This window comes from Rathayibacter sp. PhB186 (assembly GCF_003751825.1).
In the GTDB taxonomy this organism is placed as follows: domain Bacteria; phylum Actinomycetota; class Actinomycetes; order Actinomycetales; family Microbacteriaceae; genus Rathayibacter; species Rathayibacter festucae.
The window spans coordinates 92,295-110,311 of record NZ_RJKO01000006.1; the positions used below are offsets into that span (position 1 = coordinate 92,295).

An 18,017-nucleotide genomic window follows, 5' to 3' on the forward strand; every position below is an offset into this window, starting at 1 on the left:
GATTGCTGACGAACACGGGAGTCCGGTGCACCGGGCTGAGAGGAAGGCAGCAGCCTTCGACCGTCGAACCTGATCTGGGTCATGCCAGCGAAGGAACGTTTCGATCTCCTCTTCTTCGACCCGTGCCCCGTTTCGCTTCCACGAAAGGGCACGTCAGTGCAGAACACACCAGCGCAGAACTCAGCAGCGCAGACCACCTCCGGTCCCACGAAGGCCTCCTCCGCCGGCCGTCCCCGGGACCTCCGCTGGCGGGTCGTCGACATCGTCGTGGCCAGCGTCGTGGCCGTCGCCGCCGGCATCGTCTTCTGGGCGTGGGGTCTCGCGACCAACGTCCTCGGCCTCGCCTTCGAGTTCCTCCCCGGCCTGGGCGGCCTCCTCGGCGGCGGCTGGCTCTTCGCCGGCGTCCTCGGCGGCCTCATCATCCGCAAGCCGGGTGCGGCGCTCTACACCGAGCTGCTCGCCGCGGTCGTCTCGGCCCTGATCGGCACGCAGTGGGGCTTCCTCGTCCTGCTCTCCGGACTCGTCCAGGGTCTCGGCGCCGAGATCGTGCTCGCCCTCTTCCTCTACCGCAGCGGCCGTCCGCTCGTCGCAATGCTCGCCGGAGCGGGCGCGGGCCTCGCCCTCGCTGTCAACGACCTGCTGATCTACTACCCCGCCGTGGACGGCCTCTTCCGGACGGTCTACGTGATCTCGTCTCTCGTCTCCGGCGCCGTGCTGGCCGGGCTCCTGCCCTGGTTCGCGGTGCGCGGCCTCGCCGCCTCAGGGGCACTGGACCGCTTCGTCTCCGGCCGGGAGGGCCGCGTGGTCGAGGGGGCGGGCGCGGGCGCTCGATGAGCGGCGCGTCGATCCGGGCCCGCGGCTGGAGCTGGCGCCACGCGGGCCGGTCGACCGCGGCCGTGACCGGGCTCGACCTCGAGGTGCAGCCGGGCGAGCGCGTCCTGCTCCTCGGTCCGTCCGGCGCGGGAAAGAGCACCCTCCTGCACGCGCTGGCCGGGGTGCTCGGCGGCGAGGAGGACGGCGCCGACGAGGGCGAGCTGAGCATCGACGGCGCCTCTCCGGCGGAGCGCCGCGGAGTGGCCGGACTCGTCCTCCAGGACCCGGACACCCAGGCCGTGCTGGCCCGCGTCGGCGACGACGTCGGCTTCGCCTGCGAGAACCTCGGGGTGCCGCGAGCGGAGATCCCGGCGCGGGTCCGGCGTGCCCTCGACGACGTCGGTCTCGACGTCGCCCTCGACCGCTCGACCTCCGCGCTCTCGGGCGGGCAGAAGCAGCGGCTCGCCCTCGCCGGCGTCCTCGCGATGCAGCCCCGCCTCCTGCTGCTCGACGAGCCGACCGCGAACCTCGATCCGCGCGGGGTCGAGGAGGTGCGCTCCGCGGTCGAGCGGACCACGGCGCGCACCGGCGCCACCCTGATCGTCGTCGAGCACCGCGTCGACGTCTGGATCGACCTCGTCGACCGGATCGTCGTGCTCGGCGCCGACGGCACGGTCGTCGCCGACGGCGAGCCGCGTCCCGTGATCGAGGGCGCCCGCAGTGTCCTCGTGGCAGCGGGTGTCTGGCTCCCCGGCGAGCACCCGGAGCGGCGCGTCGAGTCGCCGGCACCCGCATCGACCGCCCTCACCGCCGCCGCGCTCGATCTCGCCCGCCCCGTGTTCGGCCGCCGCACGCCGCCCCTCATCGCGACGGGCCTCGACCTGACGATCGACGCCGGCCGGGTGACCGCAGTGCTGGGCCCGAACGGCGCGGGCAAGTCCACGCTCGCCCTGACGCTCGCCGGTCTCCTCCCGCCGGCCGGGGGCGAGGTCGCGGCCTCCCCGTCGGTGCGCGACGGAGCGTCGCCGCACCCGCACCGCTGGAGCTCGCGACAGCTCGCCGATCGGGTCGCGATGGTCTTCCAGGAGCCGGAGCACCAGTTCCTCACGGCGCGGGTGCGCCAGGAGCTGCACCTCGGCGCTCGCGACGAGGCGGAGCGGCGCCGCGCCGACGAGCTGCTCGAGCGCCTGGGCCTCGCGCACCTCGCCGAGGCGAACCCCTTCACCCTGTCCGGCGGTGAGAAGCGGCGACTCACCGTCGCGTCGGCGCTGGTCCGGCGTCCCGCCGTCGTCGTGCTCGACGAGCCGACCTTCGGGCAGGACCGGCGGACCTGGGACGTGGTCGTCGACCTGCTGGCCGAGCTGCGCGCGGACGGCCGCGCGGTGCTCGCCGTCACCCACGACGAGCACCTGGTGTCGGCCCTCGCCGATGCCGTGGTCCGCCTCGGCGAGCCGACGGTGGTGACCGGATGACGCTGCTCGACGCGGTGCCCGCCCGCGGACGCATCGCCGGTGCGAACCCGGTCGCGAAGCTCCTCGCGAGCCTCCTCATCGCCGTGGTCCTCGTCCTGACCGTCGACGTCGTCTCGGCGGCGACCGCTCTCGTCCTCGAGCTGCTCGTGCTGCCCTTCGTCGGTCTGCGTCCCGGCGACCTGGTGCGCCGCACCGCACCGATCTGGATCGCGGCCCCGCTGGCCGGCGTGACGACGGTGCTCTACGGCCGCGACAGCGGCGCCGTGCTGGGGCAGTTCCTCTTCGTCTCCGTCACGGAGGGCTCCGTCGCCCTCGGCGCCGCGATCGCCCTGCGCGTGCTCGCCATCGGCCTGCCGAGCGTCGTGCTGATCGCGACGACCGATCCGACCGATCTCGCGGACGGGCTCGCGCAGATCCTCCGGCTCCCGGCGCGCTTCGTCCTCGGCGGCCTCGCCGGGATGCGGCTCGTCGGCCTGCTCACCGACGACTGGCGCACCCTCGCGATGGCACGCCGCGCGCGGGGCGTGGCCGACGGACGCGGACCGATCGCCGCGCTGAGGAGTCTCGGTGCCCGCAGCTTCTCGCTGCTGGTGCTGGCGATCCGGCGCGGCAGCCGCCTGGCCACGGCGATGGAGGCGAAGGGCTTCGGCTCGGACACGCCGCGCACCTGGGCACGCGAGTCGCGCCTGAGCGCGTTCGACGTGCTGCTGGTGCTAAGCGGCGCGGCGATCGCGGCGGTCGCGGTCACCGCGGCCGTGCTGACCGGCGCCTGGAGCTTCGTGCTGAATGGCTGACCCGCAGCACCTCACCGGGGCGACCGCACGGTCACTCGCCGCCGGCCTCGTCGCCCGCCGCGCGCGCACGGTGCTGCTCGACGGCCCGAGCGGCTCGGGGAAGTCGACGTTCGCGCTGGCGCTGCTGGCGGAGCTGTCGCGGTCCGCCCGCGCTCCTGCGGCGACGCTCGTGCGGATGGACGACGTCTACCCCGGCTGGTCGGGGCTGGACCGCTCGGTCGTGATCGCGGCGGACCGGATCGTCCGGCCGCATGCGCTCGGGCTCGGCGCTTGGTGGCAGGCCTGGAACTGGGCGGCCGCCACGACCGCTGGCCCGCGCACCGCCGAGGCACCGCTCCTCCTGCTCGAGGGCTGCGGCGCCGCGGGGGAGCGGAGCCGGCGCTTCGCCGATCTCACCGTCTGGATCGAGGCGGACGAGGCGCAGCGGAAGCAGCGCGCGCTCGCCCGCGACGGCGCGCTCTTCGAACCGCACTGGGACTCCTGGGACGAGCAGTTCCGGCGCTACTGCGCGCGGGAGCGTCCCCGCGAGGGCGCCGACCTGGTGCTGGACTCGAGCGACCCGGAGGCCATCGCTCCAAGCTGAGAGGTCAGGCCCAGCCGAGCTCGTGCAGCCGGTCGTCGTCGATGCCGTAGAAGTGCGCGATCTCGTGCACGAGGGTGACGTGGATCTCGTCGCGCAGCTCGTCGAGGCTCTCGCAGGCGGCGAGGTGCGGCTCGCGGTAGAGGATGATCCGGTCGGGCATCTCGCCGAAGCCGTAGCGCTCGCGCTCGGTCAGCGCGACGCCGTCGTAGAGCCCGAGCAGATCGAGCGAGCCGTCCTCGGGACGGTCCTCGACCACGAAGACCACGTTCTCGAGCCCGTCGACCATGTCGTCCGGGAGGGCGTCGAGCTCGGCGACGACCAGCGTCTCGAACTCGGCCTCGTCGAGGGTGAGCATCGCCTGGCCTCTCGTCGTCGATCGGGTAGGGGAGCGGTCGGATCTCCGGCGGTGGAAAGACGGAAGGCCCGGAGCCATCGACTCCGGGCCTTCCGAGCTGGTTCTTCTACAACTGGGGTGAGTAACGGGGCTCGAACCCGCGACCTCCTAGACCACAACCAGGCGCTCTGCCAACTGAGCTATACCCACCAGGACGGTGTTCCGCGGGGCGAACCCGCGAAGCAACTGTACGAGAGTACTACATCCGCGAGGCGAACTCGTCCACGACGGCGGCCGAGACGGCCTGCACCTCGGCGGAGGTGGGGCCCGGCTCGGGGACGAAGACGGCCCGGCGGTAGAAGCGGAGCTCGCGGATGCTCTCGAGGATGTCGGCGAGGGCGCGGTGGCCGCCGTGCTTGGCCGGGGCGTTGAAGTAGATGCGCGGGAACCAGCGGCGGGCCAGTTCCTTCACGGTCGAGACGTCGACGTTGCGGTAGTGCAGGTGCGCGTCGAGACGCGGCATGAACTTGACCAGGAACGCCCGGTCGGTGCCGATGGAGTTGCCGGCGAGCGGCGCCTGCTGCTCGGCGGGGACGTGCTTGAGCACGTACTCGAGCACCTCGTACTCGGCCTCGGCGACGCTCACGCCGTCCGGGATCTCCTTCAGGAGGCCCGACGTCTCGTGCATGTTCCGGACGAAGTCGCCCATGTTCTCGAGCGCCGACGCGTCGGGGCGGATGACGATCGACAGCCCCTCGTCGAGGGGTTCGAGATCGAAGTCGGTGACGATCACGGCGATCTCGACGAGCTCGTCGACAGCGAGGTCGAGTCCCGTCATCTCGCAGTCGATCCAGACAAGACGGTCGGGGGCGCTACTCATGCGCCGAAGTCTATCCGCGGCCACCGACACGGCCGGGGCGGCGGGGGAGCGCCTCCTAGAATCGTTCTCCGTGATGATCCTCGTCTGCGTGCTGCTGATCGCCAACGCCGTCTGGAACGCCGTCGTCTGGCCGCCGTTCCTCCGCCGCGTGCGCAAGGACCCGCGGGCCCGCGACGCCTCCGGCCGCGCCACGACCTTCCTCCGCGTCCACACGATCCTGATCGGGATCTCGCTGCTGCTCGCCGTCGTCTCCCTGGTCGTCGGCGTGCTGGGTCTCGTGCAGGGCGCCTGACCCGGCCCCGCTGCCGGCGCCGTGGCGACGCCGCCCCGTGGAGGCGCCGTAGTAGCCTGGCGAGACGCCCCCGTAGCTCAGCGGATAGAGCAGCAGCCTTCTAATCTGACGGTCGCAGGTTCGAGTCCTGCCGGGGGCACTTCCGCGTCACGACGACCGCGGCGATCGCTCCGCCCGCCCGTCGGATCCTCACCTTCGAGCCCCGTCCGCTCGTGCCACCCGGACGCGGGTCGGCAGGTCCCCCGGACGCGGGCTCGCGGTCCGCGCGGCGCTAGCACAGTGCAGATATCTGAGCAACACCGGCGTGTTTCGCCGCATCAGCCGTTTCGCCCCTCCACCCGCCCCTAGGCTGATCGAGCACCGGAATTACAACGACGTAAGAAACGGAGGTACGACCATGTTGCTCCTCGCCATCCTCGGCGGAATCGCCGTCGCGTGGACGATCATCGCGGCGCCCCTCGCTGTGCTGGTCGGTCGAGTCGCTCGTGCTCGAGATGCGCACGTCTGAGGCGTACGAACTGCACCACGGAGAAGGCCCCGATCGCACTCGCGATCGGGGCCTTCTCTTCTTCCCGGGGACGGCTACTCGGCCGGGCGGGTGGTCGCGGCGCTCTGATCGCGCTCGGCCGAGTAGCCGTCCGGCTCCTCCGCGGAGTCCGCCTCCGTGCTCGTGGCGCGCTGCTCGACGGGCGGCAGCTCCTCGACGGGCCGCTCGCGCGACGGGACGTCGAGGCGGTCGACGTCGGCCATGAGTCGGCGCGTTTCGTCGTTGTGCGGTCCGTCGGAGACGGGCGGCAGGACGATGGTCGGCGTCGACGGCCGCTCGAAGGCGGTCGTCGGCTCGCTCGAACCGGCGCCGACGACCACCGGGGTGGCCGCCGCCATGGAGGGAGTCGGACGGACGGGCTCCGGGGCGCGGTCGGCCGAGCCCTCCGTCGAGCCGGACGTCGACCCGGTGGTCTTCGCGGCCTCGGGGCGCGAGGTCTCCGAGAAGCGCCAGCGCTCGAGGTCGGCGAGGAACGCCTTCCGGGCGCGGTTCGGCTTGTCGCGCCAGAGCACGAGGCGGTCGCGGAACTCGCCGACGCTCGCCTGCGTCTGGTACCCGCCGGTCGACGAGGTGTGCTTGAGGTCGGCGAGCTCGTGCGCGGCCCAGTTGGCGGCGACTCCCGAGCCCTTGACGGGCAGCAGGCGGAGGTGCGTCTCGGCCTGCGCGGCGGCGCGGTCGCTCAGGATGCGCTCGGACTGGCTGAGCACGTTCCAGGCGGAGGCGTCGACCGCGGCATCGATCAGCGTCGCGATGACCGCGTTCTTGCGCTCGTGCTCCTGCTGCCGGATGAGGCGCGCGATCGCCGAGCGGAGGACGAGCGCGGCCACGATCACCCCGATGATCACGGCGAGGAGGACGAGTGCGCCGACGAACACCGACTGGCGCCCTTCGGCCGTCTGGACCCAGGTCACGAATTCGTTCCACCACTGCATGAGCCGAACGTTAGCCCGGGGCCCGGCGGCACACCGGTCAGGCGCGCCGCCCCCCGGGGGATCGGCGCGCCGAGCCGGGGCTCAGGCGACCCGGAAGACCTCGACGGCGTCCTCGACGCTCCAGAACTCGCCGATCTCGGCGCCGGCCGGCATGCCCGCGCGCAGCAGCCGGGCGCGGTACTTCTCGCCCTGCGGGCCCTCGACGAGCTCGACGTGCCCGATGATCGAGCCGGCTCCGGTGCTCACGCGCCAGAGGCGGGCGTTCACGCGGGTGAGGGTGGGCGGGACGCGGGTGGCGTGAAGGGTGGTGAGGGACACTGCTTCCTCCTGCTGGTCGTCGAATGCGGGAGCACCCACCGGCCGAGTGCTCTCGCAGACTACGAGCGACCACCGACATCGCCGCCGGCCCGCGGCGGCCGGTTCGGAGACGTCAGCCGGGAGCGTCAGTTCAGCGACGTCCCGTGCACCGCGAACTCCTCGATCGCGGCGGTCTCCGACTCGGTCAGCGGTCCGGCCTCGAGGGCCGCGACGTTCTGCTCCAGCTGGGCGACGCTCGAGGCGCCGATGATGGCGCTCGTGACCGTCGGCACGCGCAGGACCCAGCTCAGGGCGAGCTGCGCGAGGGTCTGGCCGCGGCCCTCGGCGATCGCGTTCAGACCGCGGACGCGCTCGAGGTACTTCTCGTCGATCCGATCGGAGGAGAGGAAGCGCGAGGTCGCCGCGCGGGATCCCGCCGGGACCGTGCCGTCGAGGTAGCGGTCCGTCAGCAAGCCCTGGGCGAGCGGCGAGAAGACGATGCAGCCCGTGCCGATCTCGTCGAGGACCGGGAAGAGGCCGTCCTCGATGTGGCGGTCGAAGAGGGAGTAGCGCGGCTGGTGCAGCAGCAGGTGCACGTCGCTGCCGGCCAGGGCGGCCTCGGCGGCGCGGGTCTGCTCCGGGCTGTAGTTCGAGATGCCGACGTAGAGCGCCTTGCCCTGCTCGACGGCCGAGACCAGCGCGCCCATCGTCTCCTCGATCGGCGTCTCGGCATCGGGGCGGTGCGAGTAGAAGACGTCGACGTGGTCGAGTCCGAGCCGGGTCAGGCTCTGATCGAGCGAGGAGAGCAGGTACTTGCGCGAGCCGCCGTCGCCGTAGGGACCCGGCCACATGTCGTAGCCGGCCTTGGACGAGATGATCATCTCGTCGCGGTAGGGGCGGAAGTCCTCGGCGAACAGGCGGCCGAACGCCGTCTCGGCGGCGCCGTAGGGCGGGCCGTAGTTGTTCGCGAGGTCGAAGTGGGTGATCCCCAGGTCGAACGCGCGGCGCAGGATCGCGCGCTGGGTGTCGAGGGGACGGTCGGATCCGAAGTTGTGCCAGAGGCCGAGCGAGAGGGCGGGCAGCTTCAGCCCGCTCCGTCCAGCGCGTCGGTAGTCCATGGCGTCGTAGCGGGCGGGGGCGGCGTCGTAGCTCACGCGCCGACTCTATTCCAGCGCCCGAGCCGTGCGGAATGCGCACAGCCCCGGAGGTGTTGGATCGAGAGACGTGCCCGGCACCCCGGCCGCGTCGATGCGACAGGAAGTGAGTCACACGCAATGCGCACATTCGTACTCGCCGGAGGATGCTTCTGGTGCCTGGACGCCGTCTACCGCGTCCTCGACGGCGTGACCGACGTCGTCTCCGGCTACACCGGCGGAGCGACCCCGAACCCCGACTACGAGTCCGTCTGCACGGGCCGCACCGGGCACGCGGAGGCCGTCGCCGTCACCTTCGACCCCGAGGTCGTCCCGGAGCAGGTGATCCTCGACGTGTTCTTCACGCTGCACGACCCGCGGCAGCTCAACCGACAGGGCAACGACGTCGGGACGCAGTACCGCTCGGCCATGTACTACTCCTCCGACGAGGAGAAGGAGCTGTTCGAGACCGCCCGCGACCGCGCCTCCGAGTGGTGGGACGGCCCGATCGTCACCGAGATCGCGCCGCTGGGTGTCTATCACGAGGCCGAGGACTACCACCAGGACTTCTTCGCCAAGAACCCCGGCCAGGGCTACTGCCTCGCGGTTGCGCTGCCGAAGGTGAACAAGATCCGCAGGTCGTACTCGAAGTACATCCTCGCCTCCTAACTCTCCTCCCCAGGCGACGATGTCGCCCGGTCTCCACCGAAGGGCCCGCCTCCACCACGGAGGCGGGCCCTTCGTCGCGACACTGTCCCTGCGTCGCCCGGGTGGTTCCGGCCCCCTCCGCCCGGGCGGCGTCCCCGTCGCAGTCGCGTCGGGAGCAGAGGAGCGCCGCCCGTGGCGGCGACCGAGGAGAGGACAGCAGCATGACCGACACCCTGACCGTCATCGGAGTCATCGGCACCGAGCCGCGCAGCGTCGACACGGCGAGCGGCACCGCGATGACGACCTTCCGCCTGGCGTCCGCCCAGCGGCGCTACGACCGCTCCACCCAGCGCTGGGTGGACGGCTCGACCAACTGGTACACCGTGAACGCCTTCAACGGGCTGGCCGGCAACGCCCTGGCCTCGCTCGCGCGCGGCGACCGCGTCCTCGTCACCGGGCGCCTCTCCGTCCGCTCGTGGGAGTCCGGCGGCAAGACGGGGACGGACGTCAGCGTGATCGCCGAGGGCCTCGGCCACGACCTGGCCTGGGGCACGACCCGCTGCACCCGGACGGTCGGGCGGGCGAAGGCGGCCGCACCCGAGGCGGCCGCGCCTGAGGCGGCCACGAGCAGCGCGAGCGGCTGGAGCCCGGAGGCGCCGGCCGCCGTCGAGGGCGCGACCTCCGTGTCCTCAGGCGGCGACTGGGGCGCAGCGCGCGCCTCCGCGTCGGAGCCGTCCGAGGCCTCGTTAGACTCGGCCGACGCCCCGTTCTGACGCGGCGTTCGGCGCGCGTCCGGCCGCCGCGGGAGGGATTCGAGTGAGCACACGGACCGTCGTCCGCGCCGGCCTGCGAGCGGGAGCGGTGCTCGCGCTGCTGACCGGGATCGCCGGCTGCACGGCCCCCGCCGCGCCGCCCGCCGCGGAGAGCCCGTCGGCGTCGGCCGCCCCGTCCACCGAGGAGCCGGCCACCCCGGTCGCGTTCGTGCCCGGCGGCACCGCCGAGGAGAACCTCCCCTTCTTCCGGGAGATCGTCACCGCCGCCGCCGGCTCCGACCCGGAGACACCCGGCCGGAGCGTCGTCGACGCTCTCGTGGCCGCCGGCTTCGCGAAGGAGTCGATGCAGCTCACCGCCGACGAGACCTCGGTCGGCCTCGAGGCGGACTCCGTGCAGGTCTCGGTGAAGGCGAGCGACGCCTGCCTCATCGGGCAGTACGGGCCGAAGGTGGACGGGGTCCGCACCGTGGTCGCCGCTCCGATCGCGACGGGCGCCTGCCTCATCGGCAGCACCGTCCCGCTCGACGGCTGAGCATGGGCGGTTATTCTCCAAGCTCGAAGAACGTAGACACCCGCCCCTCAACTCAGTCTCGCGACGTGCGTAATTGCGGTTCGCAAGATTGACATACTTCAACTGTGCTGGAGCAAAGATGCACTCTAACTTTCTTCCGACTCCTTCGCCTGATCGGCGAGCGACTGTCGACTGAGAAACTTCGAGAGCTCCGTACCCAACTCTGTTAGCGACCAATATTCTTTAGAATCGGAAACGGGGTGGCGTTTTTGCGATGGCATCATCAGGTCGAGAGCCATGAATTTTGCAAGGATGCCGCCTAGCTCATTAAGGGGTATGGTTCGTCCCTTGATGCTGGCGTCTAGCCCTTGTGGGACGGAGTTGATCGCTACGACGCTTGCTAATTGTTCTGTGGAAGACTCGACAAGCATCAGGGGAGAGAGAAAACGAAAAATGAAGGAGAGGCTGTGGTTGGCAGAGTCCTGCCATTCGCTCTTGTCGCTCAGACGGACCGAGTATATCTCCGTGTGCCGACGCATGATCTCATAGACATCTGTCAGGGCCGACTCGCGATCCCTAGCAGAATCCTGTTGAGCTTTGGCGAGGTCATCGCGAAGTTTTGAGTTCTCGGAACTGAGACGTGAGATTTCTGCGGTGACCTCTGGTCCTATAACGGACGACGCCCTGACCCAGCCAGTGCGAGGATTAGTGGCCATCGCTTTCACTAGTGCAACGCTAGACTTCCCGTACAGATCATGTGCGGAAGTCCAGAATCCAACCGGCTTTTTTTCGACAAGAGTTTTAAACTCTTGTAGCTTTCTTACGTCTTCATGTTTGGTGTCGACTCGGTCCGCGGGCCATAGTGCTGTCGAATCAATTACAAAACCGATGACTGGGATGCCGGATGCTACAGCGTACTCATATTCCTTTCGTGTATAACTGATTCCACCCACCTGTGAACCGTATCGATGCGCTAGGATGACGACGTAGTAATCACTTTCATCGATATGGCGAGCAATGATCTGCCATTGTTCTTCATCGGCTGCGCTGAACATTTCCATTCCAACTGGGATGTGCCCCATCTCTAGGACGCCTTGTATTACACGATCTCGCTCCTCTTTCAAGTCCCCATAAGTTGAGCTTACAAAGATCTGGTATTTTGTAGCCATCGCTTCCCCCACTTGTAGTTTTTTGATCGCACGCACGCGACAACAGACTCGATACGCGTTGAGGGATAGATTACTCTTATTGTGTGAGATTCCGGCAACTACTGGATCGAGTTGTCGGCCAGGGTCATTCGCTGTGCTGGATCTAGACGAGAGCCCGACGCGTGAAGTCCCCCTCAATGTCGTGCAGGAGGCTCCATACTTTGCCAGGCTCCTACGTAGCTCCGGACACTGACCCACGCGCCGCGCGTCCAGCCGGTATCCTCGGTACCGGCCCGGCCTCCGACCTTCCCGCCCGCGCTCCCGCGTGCGGTGGTCGATCACCGGCGACATTCCGGCCGAGGGGCACCCGACGAACGGGACGCCCGCGGCGGAGAGCGGGGCTCCGAGAACGTACGAGCGGTTGAGGGACTGAAGTGGCTGAATACATTTACTCGATGGTGCGCGCCCGCAAGGCGGTCGGCGACAAGCTGATCCTGGACGACGTCACGATGTCGTTCCTGCCCGGGGCGAAGATCGGCGTGGTCGGCCCGAACGGCGCCGGCAAGTCGACGATCCTGAAGATCATGGCGGGGCTCGACACCCCGAGCAACGGCGAGGCGCGGCTGAGCCCGGGCTACACCGTCGGCATCCTCATGCAGGAGCCGGAGCTCGACGAGACGAAGACGGTGCTCGAGAACGTCCAGGAGGGCGTCGGCGAGATCAAGGGCAAGATCGACCGCTTCAATGAGATCTCGCTGGCGATGGCCGACCCGGACGCCGACTTCGACACCCTCCTCGCCGAGATGGGCACCCTGCAGGAGGCCATCGACGCCGCCGACGCCTGGGACCTCGACTCCCAGCTCGAGCAGGCGATGGACGCGCTGCGCACCCCGCCGGGGGACTCGCCCGTCACCAGCCTCTCCGGTGGCGAGAAGCGCCGCGTCGCGCTGACGAAGCTCCTGCTGCAGAAGCCCGACCTGCTGCTGCTGGACGAGCCCACCAACCACCTGGACGCCGAGAGCGTGCTCTGGCTCGAGCAGTTCCTCTCCAAGTATCCCGGCGCCGTCCTCGCCGTGACCCACGACCGGTACTTCCTCGACAACGTCGCGGAGTGGATCGCCGAGGTCGACCGCGGTCACCTCTACCCCTACGAGGGCAACTACTCGACCTACCTCGAGAAGAAGAGCGCCCGCCTCGAGGTGCAGGGCAAGAAGGACGCGAAGCTCGCCAAGCGCCTGACCACCGAGCTCGAGTGGGTCCGCAGCAACGCCAAGGGCCGCCAGACCAAGTCGAAGTCGCGCCTCGCGCGCTACGAGGAGATGGCGGCGGAGGCGGAGAAGACGCGCGTCCTCGACTTCGAGGAGATCGTCATTCCGGTCGGCCCGCGCCTGGGCTCGCAGGTCATCGACGCGAAGAAGCTGCACAAGTCGTTCGGCGACCGCGTCCTGATCGACGACCTCAGCTTCACCCTGCCGCGCAACGGCATCGTCGGCGTCATCGGCCCGAACGGCGTCGGCAAGACCACGCTCTTCAAGACGATCGTCGGCTTCGAGCCGCTCGACTCGGGCGACCTGAAGATCGGCGACACCGTCGACATCTCCTACGTCGACCAGACCCGCGGCGGCATCGACCCGAACAAGAACCTGTGGGAGGTCGTCTCCGACGGACACGACTACATCCAGGTCGGCAAGACCGAGATCCCCTCGCGGGCCTACGTCTCGCAGTTCGGCTTCAAGGGCCCGGACCAGCAGAAGCGCGCCGGCATCCTCTCCGGTGGTGAGCGCAACCGCCTCAACCTGGCGCTGACGCTCAAGCAGGGCGGCAACCTGCTCCTGCTCGACGAGCCCACCAACGACCTGGACATCGAGACGCTCGGCAGCCTCGAGAACGCGCTGCTCGAGTTCCCCGGCTGCGCCGTGGTGATCACCCACGATCGCTGGTTCCTCGACCGGATCGCGACGCACATCCTCTCCTACGAGGGCACCGAGGAGGACCCGGCCAACTGGTACTGGTTCGAGGGCAACTTCGAGTCGTACGAGCAGAACAAGATCGAGCGCCTCGGTCCGGACGCGGCGAAGCCGCACCGCTCCGCGTACCGCAAGCTCACCCGCGACTGATGCGCCTGCACGTCGCCATCCCGCTGCGCTGGTCGGACTTCGACGCCTACGCGCACGTCAACAACGCCGAGATGCTGCGCCTGCTCGAGGAGGCGCGCATCCAGGCGTTCTGGCGCCCCGACTCCCCGGAGCCGGGCGGGAGGGCGACGGCGGTGCTCGACGCCCGGCCCGGCGCGCGCACGATCAGCCTGATCGCGCGGCAGGAGATCGAGTACCTCGCGCCGATCCCGTACATGCGCGCCCCGCTCGACATCGAGCTGTGGATCGGGCGGATCGGCGGCGCCAGCCTCGAGGTCTGCTACGAGCTGTACTCGCCGACCGGAGTCGAGCCGCGCGTGCTGTACACGAAGGCCGCGACGACGCTCGTCATGGTGACCGCTGCGACGGGTCGCCCGGAGCGCATCCCGGAGGAGCTCCGCGAGGTCTGGGCGCCGTACGTCGAGGAGCCCGTCGCCTTCTCCAAGCGGAGCTGACGCCGTCCCCTCCGGCGGGCGGTCCCGACGCGAGCCGGACCGCTCAGCCGAGCGGGACGCGGACCATGCCCTCCTGGGCGACGCTCGCCACCAGGCGGCCGTCCCGCGAGTAGATGCGGCCGAGCGAGAGACCGCGGCCACCGGAGGCGCTCGGCGACTCCTGCACGTAGAGCAGCCACTCGTCGACGCGCGCGGGGCGGTGCCACCACATCGCGTGGTCGAGGCTCGCGATGCGGAGCCCGGGGGTGATCCAGGCCGCGCCGTGCCGGCGCAGCGTCGACTCGAGGATCGTGTAGTCGCTCGCGTAGGCGAGGGCGGCGCGGTGCAGCAGCGCGTCGTCCGGCAGCGGGCCGAGCGCGCGCATCCAGACGCACTGGTGCGCCGTGCGGCTCGGATCGGCACGGAGATACACCGGCTGCTCGACGTGGCGGACATCGAACGGCCGCTGCGTCGCCCAGAAGCTGCCGACCGGGTGGTCGACGCCCTTCAGCACCTCGGCGGTGCTCGGCAGCGACTCCGGATCGGGCACGCCCTCCGGCATCGGCGTCTGGTGGTCCAGGCCCTCGTCCTCGGTCTGGAACGAGGCGATCATCGAGAGGATCGGCGCCCCGTTCTGGTAGGCCTGCGTCCGCCGGGTGGCGAACGAGCGTCCGTCGTGGATCCGGTCGACCGAGAAGGTGATCGGCTGCGAGACGTCGCCCGGGCGGAGGAAGTAGCCGTGCATCGAGTGCACGCTGCGCTCGTCCACGGTGCGGCCGGCGGCGATCAGCGACTGCGCCAGCACCTGGCCGCCGAAGACGCGGCCCTCCGGCATCCACTGCGAGGGACCGGTGGAGATGTCCTCGCTGGTGCGCGCGCCCGTGTCGACCAGATCGAGGGCGGTGAGGAACGAGGAGAGCGGATCGGACACGGGACCTCCGGGGTGTCTGCCGGTCAGGAGAGCGGCCTCGGGTAAGTTTATCGACGCGATGATGTCGTCCTTCTCCCTGGCGGATCCGCCCAGCCTCTCCGATCTGCGCGTGTTCCTCGGCCGGTCCGCGCGTGTCGAGGACGGCGCCGTGCGCCTCCTCGCGCAGGATCGCATCCTGGCCGCGTACACCGCGATCCTCCAGCCGCGCGGCCTGCTCGACCGGTCCTCCACCGTGCTCGGCCTGCGGGTCTTCGCACTCGACGAGCCCACCGCCTTCGACCGCGTGGTGCCGATCCGCGCGCTCTCCGACCGGCTCGCCCGCCTGCAGTGGGAGCCCGGGGGAGCGGACGGCAAGCCGGTCGTGCTGCCTGACGGCGACGACGCCACGGCGGGCGCCTGGGCCGGCATCTCGCCGCCGCGCGGCGGCTGGCAGCGGCGCGAGCCGGTCGACCCGGCGTTCCTCGAGAAGGTCGCCCGCGACGGCATCGACGAGATCGCCGCGGCGGTCGGCTCCGAGACCGGCGAGCAGATCGTCGGCCGCGTGCGCTCCACCGTCTGGGGCCGTCCGCTCGACGGTCTCGAGGACGTGCCCGCCGGCGCCGCCTTCGCGCTGTTCGCGCTCGGCTTCCTCGGCGCCGACGACCCCGTCGCGCTGCTCGAGAGCGGCCAGTGGCGGCGGCTCACCTCGCGGCGCGGGCACGTGCTCGTCCGCACCCCCGCCTGACCCGACGCCGGCGGGAAGCGCCGAGCGCTACTCCTCGAAGGTGTTGACCATCGCGTGCGCCGCGCGCTCCAGGTAGTCCCAGAGCATCGCGTCGTCGGCCGGAGCCAGCTCCAGCTCGTCGACCGCGACCCGCATGTGCGCGAGCCAGTGGTCGCGCGCCTCCGGGTTCACCTTGAAGGGCTGGTGCCGCATCCGCAGGCGCGGGTGCCCGCGCTCCTCGCTGTAGGTGCCCGGGCCGCCCCAGTACTGCTCGAGGAAGCCGGTGAGCCGCTGGATCGCGCCCTCGAGGTCGTGCTCGGGGTACATCGGCCAGAGCACCTCGTCCTCGCGGACGCCCTCGTAGAAGCGGCGGACGAGGCGCTCGAAGGTCGGTCGCCCGCCGAGGTGCTCCCAGAAGGAGCGCATCGGGGGAGTGCCGCCGATCTGCAGCCCGCTCACGGGCGCGGTCCCGTCTGGGGCGGCACGGAGCCGCCGTCCTGGGGACGCTCGGTGGACTCGGTCGCCTTCGGCCGCCGCAGAGCACGCGGCAGGCGCACCGGCTTCCCGTGCTCGGTCGTGACCGTGGCGGTCGGCGTCGTGCGCGGTCCCTTCACGCCGCCGACGCTCGTCGCGCCCTCGAAGCCGCTGAGCACCACCGCGCTGAGCGAGGGCAGCTTGACGTCGAGGGTGTCGAGCGCGCGCTTGAGGCGGATGCGGAGCTCGCGCGCGACGTCGTCCTTCGCGGTGGTGCGGGTCTTCAACACCACGCGGATGACCAGCGCGTCGTCGGCGATCGACTCGAGTCCCCAGAGCTCGGGCTTGTCGATGATCCGGGCCCGCCAGCGGCTGCTCGCCGCGAGCTCGTTCGCGGTGCTGAGGATCGTGCTCTGCACCGACTCCAGGTCGGTCTCGTAGGGCACGGCGAGGTCGATGATCACCCGCGACCAGCCCTGCGACATGTTGCCGACGCGGACGATCTCGCCATTGCGGACGAACCAGAGCGTGCCGTTGACGTCCCGGATCTGGGTGATCCGCACGCCGACGTTCTCGACCACTCCCGTGGCCTGGCCGGTGTCGACGACGTCGCCGACGCCGAGCTGGTCCTCCGCGACCATGAACAGGCCGTTGAGGACGTCCTTGACGATGTTCTGCGCGCCGAAGCCGAGGCCGGCGCCGAGCGCGGCGGTCAGCAGCGCGAAGGAGCCGATCAAAGTGTTGTCGATGGTGTTCACGATCATCACGACGGCGATGACCACGATGAGGATCGAGCTGATGTTGTTGAGGATCGAGCCGAGGGTCCTCGTGCGCTGCACGACCCGGACGGCCGCGAGCGGGGAGGCGGCGATCGCCTGCGTGTCCTCGACCCGCTGGCGCTTCTTCACCCCCGAGACGATCTGGTCGACGACCCGCCCGACGACGAAGTGCGCGATGACGCGGGCGAGCAGGGCGCCGAGCACGATCGCGAGGACGGCGACGCTCTTCCAGAAGAGCTCGGAGTCGAAGAAGGAGATGGTCGCGGCGACGGGGTCTGGGGTGGAGGTCTCGAGTAGCAGCATCCCGTCCAGGTTAAGGGACGCGCGCTGGCCGGCTCCGGTGACGCCGGAACGACGCTGAGCGGCGTCCGGGGGATAGATTCGACGAGGGCCTGCCGGGCCCCCGAACTCCGCACCCGAACTCCGCCCCAGGGGAAGGACGCCCGATGCTCCACTCCACCCGGACTCCCGCCGAGAAGCGCCGCCTCTTCCGCGAGCGGCTCGCGACCGGCGAGCTGCTGCAGCTGCCGGGGGCGTTCACCCCGCTGTCGGCGCGGCTGATCGAGGAGAAGGGCTTCGACGGCGTCTACGTCTCGGGCGCGGTGCTGTCGGCCGAGCTCGGCCTGCCGGACATCGGCCTGACCACGCTGAGCGAGGTCGCGGGCCGCGGCCAGCAGATCGCGCGGATGACCGATCTGCCCGTCCTGATCGACGCCGACACCGGCTTCGGCGAGCCCCTCAACGTCGCGCGCACCGTGCAGATGCTCGAGGACGCCGGAGTGACGGCCCTGCACATCGAGGACCAGGTGAACCCCAAGCGCTGCGGGCACCTCGACGGGAAGGCCGTCGTCGATGAGAGCACCTCCGTGCGGCGCATCGCCGCCGCGGTCGACGCCCGCCGCGATCCGGGTTTCGTGATCATGGCCCGCACCGACATCCGCGCCCTCGACGGGCTGCAGGCCGCGATCGACCGGGCGAAGCGCCTCGTCGACGCCGGCGCCGACGCGATCTTCCCCGAGGCGATGCGCGACCTCAGCGAGTTCGAGGCCGTCCGCGCCGCGATCGACGTCCCGGTGCTGGCGAACATGACCGAGTTCGGCAAGAGCGAGCTCTTCACGACGCAGCAGCTCGCCGACGTCGGGGTGAACATCGTGATCTACCCGGTGTCGCTGCTCCGCATCGCGATGGGCGCGGCGATGCGCGCGCTCGACGCGCTGAAGGCCGAGGGCTCGCTGCAGTCCGAGGTCGCCGGGATGCAGACCCGGGCCGAGCTCTACGAGCTGCTCGACTACTCGTCCTACAGCCGCTTCGACGAGGGCGTCTTCGACTTCAGCCTCGCCGGCCACCACGGCGCCTGAGCCACGACCCACCCCGGCGGCTCCGGCCGCCGATCCGATCGCGAAG

General features: G+C 70.4%; 21 protein-coding genes, 2 tRNA genes and 1 riboswitch. Of the genes, 13 read left to right on the forward strand and 10 right to left on the reverse strand.

Features of this window, described 5'->3' with window-relative positions; genetic code table 11:
- Window positions 1-5 precede the first annotated feature (5 nt).
- A riboswitch (TPP riboswitch) is annotated at window positions 6-113 on the forward strand.
- Window positions 114-156: 43 nt separating this feature from the next.
- The 4 genes from EDF45_RS15275 to EDF45_RS15290 are packed head-to-tail and all read left to right on the forward strand — an operon-like array spanning window position 157 to window position 3,662.
- On the forward strand, window positions 157-834 hold the full coding sequence (locus EDF45_RS15275; protein ID WP_123736890.1) for an ECF transporter S component: 678 nt from the start codon (window positions 157-159) through the stop codon (window positions 832-834).
- Complete coding sequence (locus EDF45_RS15280) at window positions 831-2,285, forward strand: ABC transporter ATP-binding protein (RefSeq protein ID WP_185020209.1); 1,455 nt, start codon at window positions 831-833, stop codon at window positions 2,283-2,285. Before EDF45_RS15275 ends, EDF45_RS15280 begins: the two co-directional genes overlap by 4 nt.
- A complete protein-coding gene (locus EDF45_RS15285; RefSeq protein ID WP_123736891.1) occupies window positions 2,282-3,079 on the forward strand; it encodes an energy-coupling factor transporter transmembrane protein EcfT in 798 nt (265 codons plus the stop codon). Before EDF45_RS15280 ends, EDF45_RS15285 begins: the two co-directional genes overlap by 4 nt.
- Entirely contained in the window at window positions 3,072-3,662 is a 591-nt protein-coding gene (locus EDF45_RS15290) for an ATP-binding protein (protein WP_123736892.1), read from the forward strand. Before EDF45_RS15285 ends, EDF45_RS15290 begins: the two co-directional genes overlap by 8 nt.
- A 4-nt stretch (window positions 3,663-3,666) precedes the next feature.
- On the opposite strand, the gene EDF45_RS15295 is transcribed toward EDF45_RS15290, so the two are convergent.
- The 3 genes from EDF45_RS15295 to orn form a co-directional block, all read right to left on the reverse strand.
- On the reverse strand, window positions 3,667-4,017 hold the full coding sequence (locus EDF45_RS15295) for a metallopeptidase family protein (RefSeq protein WP_123736893.1): 351 nt from the start codon (window positions 4,015-4,017) through the stop codon (window positions 3,667-3,669).
- 113 nt (window positions 4,018-4,130) lie between these two features.
- A tRNA-His gene (locus EDF45_RS15300) sits at window positions 4,131-4,206 on the reverse strand.
- Between the two features lie 49 nt (window positions 4,207-4,255).
- Entirely contained in the window at window positions 4,256-4,876 is a 621-nt protein-coding gene (gene orn / locus EDF45_RS15305) for an oligoribonuclease (protein WP_123445774.1), read from the reverse strand.
- A 73-nt stretch (window positions 4,877-4,949) separates the two neighbouring features.
- Between orn and EDF45_RS15310 the strand changes: the two genes are divergently transcribed.
- Complete coding sequence (locus tag EDF45_RS15310) at window positions 4,950-5,168, forward strand: SCO4848 family membrane protein (protein WP_123445775.1); 219 nt, start codon at window positions 4,950-4,952, stop codon at window positions 5,166-5,168.
- A gap of 66 nt (window positions 5,169-5,234) precedes the next feature.
- A tRNA-Arg gene (locus tag EDF45_RS15315) sits at window positions 5,235-5,307 on the forward strand.
- 443 nt (window positions 5,308-5,750) lie between these two features.
- Here EDF45_RS15315 and EDF45_RS15320 read toward each other — a convergent pair.
- From EDF45_RS15320 to EDF45_RS15330, 3 genes are all read right to left on the reverse strand, one after another.
- On the reverse strand, window positions 5,751-6,626 hold the full coding sequence (locus EDF45_RS15320; RefSeq protein WP_123736894.1) for a hypothetical protein: 876 nt from the start codon (window positions 6,624-6,626) through the stop codon (window positions 5,751-5,753).
- A gap of 102 nt (window positions 6,627-6,728) precedes the next feature.
- Window positions 6,729-6,965, reverse strand: coding sequence for a hypothetical protein (locus EDF45_RS15325; protein WP_123736895.1), 237 nt, complete (start codon window positions 6,963-6,965; stop codon window positions 6,729-6,731).
- Window positions 6,966-7,090: 125 nt separating this feature from the next.
- Window positions 7,091-8,098, reverse strand: a complete 1,008-nt coding sequence (locus EDF45_RS15330) for an aldo/keto reductase (RefSeq protein ID WP_123736896.1) — start codon at window positions 8,096-8,098, stop codon at window positions 7,091-7,093.
- A gap of 120 nt (window positions 8,099-8,218) precedes the next feature.
- Here EDF45_RS15330 and msrA point away from each other — a divergent pair, with 120 nt between their 5' ends.
- The 3 genes from msrA to EDF45_RS21345 all read left to right on the forward strand — a co-directional run bounded on the left by msrA (window position 8,219) and on the right by EDF45_RS21345 (window position 10,030).
- Complete coding sequence (gene msrA / locus EDF45_RS15335) at window positions 8,219-8,746, forward strand: peptide-methionine (S)-S-oxide reductase MsrA (protein WP_123736897.1); 528 nt, start codon at window positions 8,219-8,221, stop codon at window positions 8,744-8,746.
- Window positions 8,747-8,946: 200 nt separating this feature from the next.
- Window positions 8,947-9,498 (forward strand): single-stranded DNA-binding protein, encoded by a 552-nt coding sequence (locus EDF45_RS15340; RefSeq protein ID WP_123736898.1) that lies wholly within the window; start codon window positions 8,947-8,949, stop codon window positions 9,496-9,498.
- Between the two features lie 43 nt (window positions 9,499-9,541).
- On the forward strand, window positions 9,542-10,030 hold the full coding sequence (locus tag EDF45_RS21345) for a DUF6993 domain-containing protein (protein ID WP_185020210.1): 489 nt from the start codon (window positions 9,542-9,544) through the stop codon (window positions 10,028-10,030).
- 125 nt (window positions 10,031-10,155) lie between these two features.
- Here the strand turns inward: EDF45_RS21345 and EDF45_RS15350 are convergent, their stop codons facing one another.
- Window positions 10,156-11,214: a DUF4062 domain-containing protein gene (locus EDF45_RS15350; protein ID WP_185020211.1), complete on the reverse strand. Its 1,059-nt coding sequence runs from the start codon at window positions 11,212-11,214 to the stop codon at window positions 10,156-10,158.
- A 377-nt stretch (window positions 11,215-11,591) separates the two neighbouring features.
- Here EDF45_RS15350 and ettA point away from each other — a divergent pair, with 377 nt between their 5' ends.
- On the forward strand, window positions 11,592-13,274 hold the full coding sequence (ettA, locus tag EDF45_RS15355) for an energy-dependent translational throttle protein EttA (RefSeq protein WP_123445782.1): 1,683 nt from the start codon (window positions 11,592-11,594) through the stop codon (window positions 13,272-13,274).
- Complete coding sequence (locus EDF45_RS15360) at window positions 13,274-13,747, forward strand: thioesterase family protein (protein ID WP_123703462.1); 474 nt, start codon at window positions 13,274-13,276, stop codon at window positions 13,745-13,747. Before ettA ends, EDF45_RS15360 begins: the two co-directional genes overlap by 1 nt.
- A gap of 43 nt (window positions 13,748-13,790) precedes the next feature.
- On the opposite strand, the gene EDF45_RS15365 is transcribed toward EDF45_RS15360, so the two are convergent.
- The gene (locus EDF45_RS15365) at window positions 13,791-14,657 is read right to left on the reverse strand and encodes an acyl-CoA thioesterase II (protein WP_185020212.1); all 867 of its coding nucleotides are present in this window, start codon (window positions 14,655-14,657) and stop codon (window positions 13,791-13,793) included.
- A 61-nt stretch (window positions 14,658-14,718) separates the two neighbouring features.
- Here EDF45_RS15365 and EDF45_RS15370 point away from each other — a divergent pair, with 61 nt between their 5' ends.
- Entirely contained in the window at window positions 14,719-15,381 is a 663-nt protein-coding gene (locus EDF45_RS15370) for a hypothetical protein (protein ID WP_308197316.1), read from the forward strand.
- A 27-nt stretch (window positions 15,382-15,408) separates the two neighbouring features.
- On the opposite strand, the gene EDF45_RS15375 is transcribed toward EDF45_RS15370, so the two are convergent.
- Together EDF45_RS15375 and EDF45_RS15380 are read right to left on the reverse strand one after the other, a co-directional pair.
- Window positions 15,409-15,786, reverse strand: coding sequence for a globin (locus EDF45_RS15375; protein WP_123704787.1), 378 nt, complete (start codon window positions 15,784-15,786; stop codon window positions 15,409-15,411).
- A 29-nt stretch (window positions 15,787-15,815) separates the two neighbouring features.
- Complete coding sequence (locus tag EDF45_RS15380) at window positions 15,816-16,916, reverse strand: mechanosensitive ion channel family protein (protein WP_123736900.1); 1,101 nt, start codon at window positions 16,914-16,916, stop codon at window positions 15,816-15,818.
- A 143-nt stretch (window positions 16,917-17,059) separates the two neighbouring features.
- On the opposite strand from EDF45_RS15380, the gene prpB reads away from it, so the two are divergent.
- Window positions 17,060-17,971 carry a methylisocitrate lyase gene (gene prpB, locus EDF45_RS15385; RefSeq protein WP_123736901.1) on the forward strand — a complete coding sequence of 304 codons (912 nt, stop codon included), beginning with the start codon at window positions 17,060-17,062 and terminating at the stop codon, window positions 17,969-17,971.
- Window positions 17,972-18,017: the final 46 nt, after the last annotated feature.